At 29.4% G+C, this 8,168-nt stretch carries 9 protein-coding genes; 6 read left to right on the top strand and 3 right to left on the bottom strand.

The genetic code is table 11. The features are described from left to right. Positions 1-479: 16S rRNA (cytidine(1402)-2'-O)-methyltransferase (gene rsmI / locus RMN92_RS03225; protein WP_309608026.1), on the bottom strand; the 479-nt coding region annotated here is incomplete at its 3' end. Then, positions 479-1,348, bottom strand: a complete 870-nt coding sequence (locus RMN92_RS03220; RefSeq protein ID WP_309608025.1) for a hypothetical protein — start codon at positions 1,346-1,348, stop codon at positions 479-481. The genes RMN92_RS03220 and rsmI, both read right to left, overlap by 1 nt. A gap of 185 nt (positions 1,349-1,533) precedes the next feature. Here RMN92_RS03220 and RMN92_RS03215 point away from each other — a divergent pair, with 185 nt between their 5' ends. The 5 genes from RMN92_RS03215 to mscL all read left to right on the top strand — a co-directional run bounded on the left by RMN92_RS03215 (position 1,534) and on the right by mscL (position 5,847). Next, positions 1,534-2,154, top strand: coding sequence for a thymidine kinase (locus RMN92_RS03215; protein ID WP_309608024.1), 621 nt, complete (start codon positions 1,534-1,536; stop codon positions 2,152-2,154). A 59-nt stretch (positions 2,155-2,213) separates the two neighbouring features. Continuing rightward, entirely contained in the window at positions 2,214-2,477 is a 264-nt protein-coding gene (locus RMN92_RS03210; RefSeq protein ID WP_309608023.1) for a DUF6364 family protein, read from the top strand. Beyond that, positions 2,474-2,890: a PIN domain-containing protein gene (locus RMN92_RS03205; protein WP_309608022.1), complete on the top strand. Its 417-nt coding sequence runs from the start codon at positions 2,474-2,476 to the stop codon at positions 2,888-2,890. The genes RMN92_RS03210 and RMN92_RS03205 overlap by 4 nt, the downstream gene beginning before the upstream one ends. Positions 2,891-2,893: 3 nt before the next feature. Continuing rightward, positions 2,894-5,338: a bifunctional UDP-N-acetylmuramoyl-tripeptide:D-alanyl-D-alanine ligase/alanine racemase gene (locus RMN92_RS03200; protein WP_309608021.1), complete on the top strand. Its 2,445-nt coding sequence runs from the start codon at positions 2,894-2,896 to the stop codon at positions 5,336-5,338. Positions 5,339-5,433: 95 nt separating this feature from the next. Next, a complete protein-coding gene (mscL, locus tag RMN92_RS03195) occupies positions 5,434-5,847 on the top strand; it encodes a large conductance mechanosensitive channel protein MscL (protein ID WP_309608020.1) in 414 nt (137 codons plus the stop codon). Between the two features lie 420 nt (positions 5,848-6,267). Here mscL and RMN92_RS03190 read toward each other — a convergent pair whose 3' ends face one another. Beyond that, positions 6,268-6,741 (bottom strand): DUF6495 family protein, encoded by a 474-nt coding sequence (locus RMN92_RS03190; protein ID WP_309608019.1) that lies wholly within the window; start codon positions 6,739-6,741, stop codon positions 6,268-6,270. A 238-nt stretch (positions 6,742-6,979) separates the two neighbouring features. Here RMN92_RS03190 and RMN92_RS03185 point away from each other — a divergent pair, with 238 nt between their 5' ends. Beyond that, a complete protein-coding gene (locus tag RMN92_RS03185; protein ID WP_309608018.1) occupies positions 6,980-8,035 on the top strand; it encodes a hypothetical protein in 1,056 nt (351 codons plus the stop codon). Positions 8,036-8,168 lie beyond the last annotated feature (133 nt).

The raw sequence follows: 8,168 nt of genomic DNA, 5'->3' as shown, positions 1-8,168 counted from the left end.
GAAACATATAAAATCATGGTTCGAGTTTCTTCTGCAAGAGCCAAATATCTGGTTTGTCGACCTTTTTTATCGGGCAAAAAACCTTCGAAAATAAACTTGTCATTTGGAAAGCCGCTATTTACAAGAGCAGGAACAAATGCTGTTGCACCAGGCAAACAATCGACTTCAATTTTATTTTCGACACAAGCTCGAGTAAGCAAAAAGCCTGGATCTGAAATAGCAGGCGTTCCAGCATCAGAAATTAAAGCTATATTTTCTCCCGCTTTCAATCTGGAAATAATATTTTCTACAGTTTTATGCTCATTGTGCATGTGATGACTGTGCATGTGCGTAGAAATTTCAAAATGTTTCAAGAGTTTTCCACTAGTTCTGGTATCTTCAGCGAGAATCAAATCGACTTCTTTTAAAATACGAATGGCTCGAAAAGTCATGTCTTCCAGATTTCCAATTGGTGTTGGAACTAAATATAATTTTCCCATTATGAAAACTTACTTTCCACAATTTCCATAAATCTGTCTGCAAATTCCTCTTTATCCTTCCAATTGTTGTAATCAGGTTTCACCATTTCGTTAATAAAAACTTTAGCTTCACTCAACGAATCAAAAGTGCTTATTTGCGAAACAACTCTATTAAAATCTTCGCTGCTACCACCAAAAAGATTTTGTTCGAAAGCTATTTTATCATTCAAACCAATATTAATAGTTTTTTTGAGTTTATCATTCAAATTGCTAGCATCAACTTTTTCGAAAACAAACTCTTTAGTTTCAGGAATATCAATGAATTTTTTGTCAGAAAAATTATTTTCTGTTAGTTTATCATCTACAATTTTAGAAATTTCTACTGGAATTGTATTTTGTGTATCTACTCTATCAAAAACAGCATTTGCAGATACACTTTGCAATAAATCGTCAATAGACACTTGTTTTTTTTCGAATGTTGGAATATCAACAGCTTGTGTTTCCTCGAATTTAATTAAAGGTTCAGTTATTTCTGTATCTTCAATTGGAGAAAACTGATCTTTGTTGTCTGCATTAATTTCTCCCATTATATTGTTGATAATAGAAATTGGATTAATTTTATTATCAGAAACAGATTCTTCATTTTGATTCTCATCAACAGAAACTATTGTAGGGTCAGAATTATATATGGTTTCCAATTTAGATTCCATTTCAGTCATTCCAATTGTTGGTTTTACATCGCCAAAATTTTCTTCAATAAATAACAAAACCGATAGTTTTTCGTGTAATTTTTGAGTTTCAAGTTGCAACAAACGAACATCGTCTTTGCTTTTCATTTTTAAAATTCTATGTGCAATGCTAATCAACTCGGATTCTAACTTCTTTTTCATGAGTATTTATATTTTTATGTTGGAACATCAAATATTTGAACTAAAAACTATTCAATGAGAAAAAATATTAATAATTATTTCATAACTTTTAATATTATACCCAATAAAGCTTTGGTTTTTTAATAAATTTGTTTCAAATACAAAGTAATAAAAACTATTCATTTTTAGCACAACAAATTTAAAAAATGTTTCTCGAAAATACAGTAAATCATAAAGAGCAGTTTGGTTGGATCGAAGTTATTTGTGGCTCGATGTTTTCGGGAAAAACCGAAGAACTCATTCGCCGACTCAAAAGAGCGCAATTTGCCAAGCAAAAAGTGGAAATTTTTAAACCAACGATAGATACGCGTTATCATGATGAAATGGTCGTTTCTCATGATGCCAATGAAATTCGTTCTACACCAGTTCCAGCCGCTGCCAATATTGCTATCTTGGCTCAAGGTTGCGATGTAGTTGGTATTGATGAAGCCCAGTTTTTTGATGATGAAATAGTGAAAATTTGCAATGATTTGGCCAATTCTGGCATTCGAGTTATTGTTGCTGGACTGGATATGGATTTTAAAGGAAATCCGTTTGGTCCTATGCCAGCACTTATGGCTACAGCCGAATATGTAACAAAAGTGCATGCTGTGTGTACAAGAACTGGGAATTTAGCCAATTACAGTTTTCGTAAAAAAGACAATGATAAACTGGTTTTACTTGGAGAAACGGAAGAGTATGAGCCGTTGAGTCGTGCCGCTTATTTTAATGCAATGCGTGAAAATGTAATCGTAAAAAATGCTGGAAAGTTATCAAATGAAAAATAACTTTAGTACGCATTAATATATTATATTTGTACGTACAATTAATTTAATTAATTTTGATTATGGACACTAAACTCACCTTGAAATTAGACAAAAAAGTAATAGACAAAGCAAAAATTTATGCTGCTAAACAGAAGCATAGTTTATCCTTTATGATTGAAAATTACTTGAAAGCCATTACATCCGACGAAGATGATATGACAAATAATGAAATTGAAATTTCTGAATTTGTGAAAAGTATTAGTATAAAAGGAGTCAGTTTGCCTGAAGATTTTACTTATAAAAAAGAAATACAGGAAATATTATCAAATAAATATGGTTTATGAAACTGTTTTTAGATGCGAACGTTGTTTTAGATTTAATTCTTATAAGACAACCTTTCTATGATGATATTGCAAAAATTATAACTTTTGTAGAAAGTAAAAATTACAAACTTTGCGTATCTAGCGTAACTTTTGTAAATGTAAATTATATTGCCTGTAAATTTACAGATAAAAACAGTGTTATAGAAATTCTTAAAAGATTACGAATAATTTTTGATGTATTGAGTGTTTCAGAAACAGAAATTGACAAAGCTTTACATTCTAAATTTAATGATTTTGAAGATGCTGTACAACATTATAGTGCTGTAAAATATAAGTGTAATTATATTATTACTAGAGACTTAAAAGATTTCAAGAATTCTGAAATTCCAATAATGAGTCCAAAAGAATTTTTACAATCATTTGTAAATATGTAAACATTGAATTTACCCATCAAAAATATAATTTCAATTCTCAATGCCAATTTTGAAGGAAATTCAGACAATGCCATATTTGACAACATTTCCATTGACAGTCGCTCGTTTCAAAACAACCAAAAAACCCTATTTTTTGCACTTGTTGGTACAAATCATGATGCACATTTATACATTGAAGAATTAATTTTAAAAGGTGTAAAAAACTTTGTTGTAACCCATGTTCCAGAAAAATTAAAAGATAAAGCCAATTTTATAATTGTCGAAAATACACTGGTTGCTTTACAAAAATTTGCAAGTTATTACCGTAGTTTATTTCATTTTCCAATAATAGGAATCACTGGAAGCAACGGAAAAACCATAGTAAAAGAATGGCTTAATTTTTTATTAAGCCCGGATTATAATATTATAAGAAGTCCAAAAAGTTATAATTCGCAGGTTGGAGTGCCACTTTCAGTTATTAGTATCAACGAAAATCACAATTTCGGTATTTTTGAAGCAGGAATTTCTACTATAAATGAAATGGAAAATCTTCAAGAAATTATAAAACCAACCATTGGAATTTTAACCAATATTGGTTCTGCTCACGATGAAGGATTTGCCGATATTTCCCAAAAAATCAAAGAAAAATTAAAGCTGTTTTCCGAAGTTGACGTTTTAATTTTACACAAAAATAAAACCATTGAAGTTTTTTTAGACCCAAAAATCAAAACATTTACTTGGAGTACAACAGATAAAACAGCCCATGTTTTTTTTCAGAAGAAAACATTCAATGATTATTCAGTTTTAAATATTACACACCAAAATCAATGCTTTAAAATTAAAATTCCATTTATTGATGAAGCTTCGGTGGAAAATAGTATGCATTGTATTCTGACAATGTTGTATTTAAATTATGATTTGAATACTATTGAAAATCGTGTTTCTCAATTATTTCCTGTAGAAATGCGTCTCAAAGTCAAAAAAGGAATAAACAATTGCACTTTGATAGATGATAGTTACAGTTCCGATTTTCAGTCCTTAAAAATTGCATTGGATTTTCTTGAAAATCAAAAGCAACATCTGAAAAAAACTTTAATTTTATCCGATATTTTTCAATCTGGATTAGAAAACGACGATTTGTATTCCAGAGTTTCTCAGCTCATAGTTTCCAATAAAATTGGTAGGGTTATTTGTATTGGTGAAACTATTTCTAAATATAAAACCAAATTTCCCAATGCAACTTCATTCAATTTAACAGAACAATTTATCGAAGCTTTTGACACTTTAGAATTTGCTAATGAAACCATTCTGATTAAAGGATCTCGTCATTTTGAATTCGAAAAAATTGTGTCATTGTTGGAAGAGAAAACGCATGAAACAGTTCTAGAAATTAATTTAAATGCCATTAGCCATAATTTAAATTATTACAAATCGAAACTGAATCCAAAAACCAAACTCATGGTTATGGTCAAAGCTTTTGGTTACGGAAGTGGTGGCTTCGAAATTGCCAAATTACTCTCGCACCACAAAGTCGATTATCTTGGTGTGGCTTTCGCCGATGAAGGAATTGAATTAAGAAAACAAGGAATTGAATTGCCAATTATGGTTTTGAATCCAGAAATGACTAGTTTTCAATCGATAATTCAATATAAATTGGAACCTGAAATATACAGTATTCGTGGTTTAAAGGCATTTATTAAAATTGCAGAACAAAAACAATTAATCAGCTATCCCATTCATATTAAGCTCAATACAGGAATGAATAGATTGGGTTTTGATACTGAAATGTTACCAGAATCTATTTCGATTGTGAAGAAAAATAAAACAATAGAAATAAAAAGCATTTTATCTCATTTGGCTTCAAGCGATGTTGCTGCTGATAAAGATTTTACATTAAAACAAATACATGATTTTGAAAAAGATGCAAATTTCATTACTCAAAATCTAGGAATACATCCAATTTTACACATTTCTAATACCTCAGGAATTAGCAATTTTCCACAAGCACAATTCGACATGGTTCGATTGGGTATCGGTTTATATGGAATTTCAAATAATGAAACCGAAACCAAGAATTTGGAAACCGTGGGCACACTAAAATCTGTCATTTCACAAATTAGAAACATTGATGCTGGCGAAAGTGTAGGCTATTCTAGAAAATTTATGGCTGAAAAACCAACCAAAGTGGCCACTATTCCAATTGGCTATGCCGATGGAATTTCAAGAGCTTGGGGAAATGGTCTGGGTTATGTATTAATAAACAATCAAAAAGCATCAATTATAGGTAGCATTTGTATGGATATGCTCATGGTCGATGTTACTAAAATAAATTGCTTTGAAGGAAACGAAGTCATACTTTTTGGCAAAAATTTATCGGTATCAAAAATAGCACAAATGACAAATACAATTTCTTATGAAATACTCACAAGCGTATCTCATCGGGTAAAACGTGTATTTTATCGAGAATAAATTATTTTTGCATCAATCTCATTTTTTTTAGATGTTAAAATTTTGTTATATTTGACAAACAAACAAAATTATATTAATTTAAAAACAAACAAATTATGGGATTTTTTGCAGATTTTAAGGCTTCTCTAATGAGAGGCAACGTATTAAGTTTAGCTACTGCTGTAGTAATTGGTGGTGCATTTGGTAAAATAGTTGGTTCAGCTGTTGATGATATTATAATGCCTATTGTAGGTTTAATAACAGGAGGTGTCGATTTTACACAAAAATTTGTTTCACTAAACGGTCAATCTTATGAAAATTTAGCGGCTGCCAAAGCTGCTGGCGCTAGTGTTTTAACTTATGGAAATTTAGTGCAAGCCATTATCAACTTCGTTATTATTTCATTCTTCATTTTTGTAGTTCTTAGAGCAGCAGAAAAAGCAAAAAAGAAAGAAGAAGTCGTTGCAGCTCCAGCTGGTCCAACTCAAGAACAATTGCTTACGCAAATTAGAGATTTATTAAAAAAGTAATTTCCGCTACATTATATATTCTAATTTCAGCTGAACTCATTTCAGTTCCAAACCGCTTCTTCACTGAGGCGGTTTTTCTTTTGTATTATCTCATATTTAGCATTTTAATGACAAATAAAAAAAGATTTTATTAGTCTTAAAAATAGTTAAAACTATGCATTTTAGTGCATTTCGATTACAGCTTCTAAGATATTTACCGCTAATTCACAAATTGGATAGTTCGAAATTTGAAGAGTATTAAATTAGCGAATTTGCGGTTTAACTTTTTCTTTTCCTTTTCACTTGGCTGACTTTGAGTGAGCAAAACCAAATATATGGACTTCCAATCTATAGTGATTTAGTTAGGTTATTCAATAAATACTGTACTATTAAATTTAAATTTGATGAAATTCATATTCATTTTGTGCATCGTTAAGTTTTTTAAGAATTTACGATGCTATTTATTTGTTTAAACAATTGCCCATCGCTTAAAAATGAACCTTGTTGAATAAGACCAAAAATCGAAATATTGCGCTCTTCTACATACTCTTTTTTACCTATTTTCATTTCAATATTCTCTGTAAACATATTATCGCTAAGCCATTGCAAACCTTCTTTAGTCAAAAAATTTGTATCAGCCACCATAGATTTTAAAACTATAGATTCTATATGTTTTTCAAAACATTGAAACAAAAAAATATGATTTTTAGAAAAATTTTCTAAATATTCTGCTCTCGATAAAACACCTTCCCAAATTAGATCTGAAAATATATCCAACTCTTGCTCAGCTACTTCTGGTTTTTCTACTTTAATTTTATCCCATTCAGCTTTATCAATGGTTTGAGTTGCTAAAAAATTAACAAATTCAGGATGTAGTTCATCAAATTGTTCTTTGGTTAGTCTGGCGTATTTCATTTAAAAAATAATCTTAATTCTAAAATTTGATATTTAAGTTTCAAATATAAAATAAAAATCTTCTATTTTTTTTAAAGCCAATCATAAATTTAAATTAAAAAAAGATTTCATCTTGTGATTATAAAAATGAAAATACATGTATTTCATCAGATAAAAAAGCAATTTCATCAATAAGATACTCCAATATTTTTTTATTAAAAACATTCAAACTATTTTTAGATAAGAAAATTAATACTAATTGGAGGCAAAGTATAAAATATATTCTATAAAAAAAAACGATACATTAAAAAGTATTGCTCTTGTTTTTGAAAAAACCCAACAAGAAATAAAAAATTTCCATAATCTATTTTGCGCTGAAAAAGAGTTAATTATAAATGATTTCCCGCCTACTTTACAACATTTATATGTTTATGCGTATTTGGATATTTACATCAATGATGGAAGACCAAAAGTAGCTTTTGAGTCGGGACAATTTTTACCATTCAATCCTTCTACCAAAAAAATAATGTATAGCGTGATGTATACTATTTTTCAAGATTCAAAAATAAATACAATTGAATTTGAAACCAGCGTGAAGTGCGTCGAAAAATTAAATAACAAACTGTTTTTATTTGAAGTAAATAGACTATCAAAAACATTTATTAATCAGGAAGAAGCAAATTCAATTGCAGATGAATTGGCAGAAAAAGTAGCACAAGTTATTTATCCATTAAAAATCATTGTAGATAATTCAGGGAAATGGATTGATATAGAAAATTTTGAAATTATTGTAAAACGATGGAAAAAAAACAGAAAAAGAATTCTGCAAGAATACCAAGGTGATTGGGTTGAAAAATATTTGGATTTGAATGAGCAAACACTTTTAAACAAATCAAATTTTATAGAGGCACTTTCAAAAGATTGGTTTTTAACTACCTATTTTACAGAAATTTACGTAAATTACACTGCAATTTTAAAAATAGAAAAAGAATTAAAATTTCCAATATTGCCACAATGTGATTCGCTTCAATATAAAGTAGAACAAAAAATAGAAATGTATCGCGACGAATCAAATAGAGTCAATATTGAGCTAAATGGAAATATAAATGAGGCACGTGGAAAAACCGATTTGGAAAATAAATTAAATTTCCCATATTATTTCTCATCAAATCCTGAGCTGGAAAAAGTAGAAGGAACATTTTGCACAAAATATTTTTTAGATCAAGAAAATAATGTAGAATCAATTTATTTAAAAAGTTCCGTCGAATTGGATATTTCCACCACGATTGAAGTAGTAATTTCATCAATTAAATAAACTAACAAAAACAATATATTATGAGCGAAAAACATGTTGTTGTACAAGGCGCTACTTGCAAATGCAAGTTTAGTGTGGCTCCGCAAACCGATAAACTAAAGGTTTTAACACAAACTAAAGATTTTGGAAATGA

The organism is Flavobacterium sp. (assembly GCF_031363805.1).
GTDB lineage: Bacteria > Bacteroidota > Bacteroidia > Flavobacteriales > Flavobacteriaceae > Flavobacterium.
Note: the sequence above shows the minus strand (reverse complement) of the source record. Positions and strands in the feature narration are given on the sequence as shown.

Bases quoted from the DNA above. Each gene is read 5' to 3' on its own strand.
- RMN92_RS03220 (WP_309608025.1), bottom strand. From the start codon at position 1,348: ATGAAAAAGAAGTTAGAATCCGAGTTGATTAGCATTGCACATAGAATT.
- RMN92_RS03215 (WP_309608024.1), top strand. From the start codon at position 1,534: ATGTTTCTCGAAAATACAGTAAATCATAAAGAGCAGTTTGGTTGGATC.
- RMN92_RS03210 (WP_309608023.1), top strand. From the start codon at position 2,214: ATGGACACTAAACTCACCTTGAAATTAGACAAAAAAGTAATAGACAAA.
- RMN92_RS03205 (WP_309608022.1), top strand. From the start codon at position 2,474: ATGAAACTGTTTTTAGATGCGAACGTTGTTTTAGATTTAATTCTTATA.
- mscL (WP_309608020.1), top strand. From the start codon at position 5,434: ATGGGATTTTTTGCAGATTTTAAGGCTTCTCTAATGAGAGGCAACGTA.
- RMN92_RS03190 (WP_309608019.1), bottom strand. From the start codon at position 6,741: ATGAAATACGCCAGACTAACCAAAGAACAATTTGATGAACTACATCCT.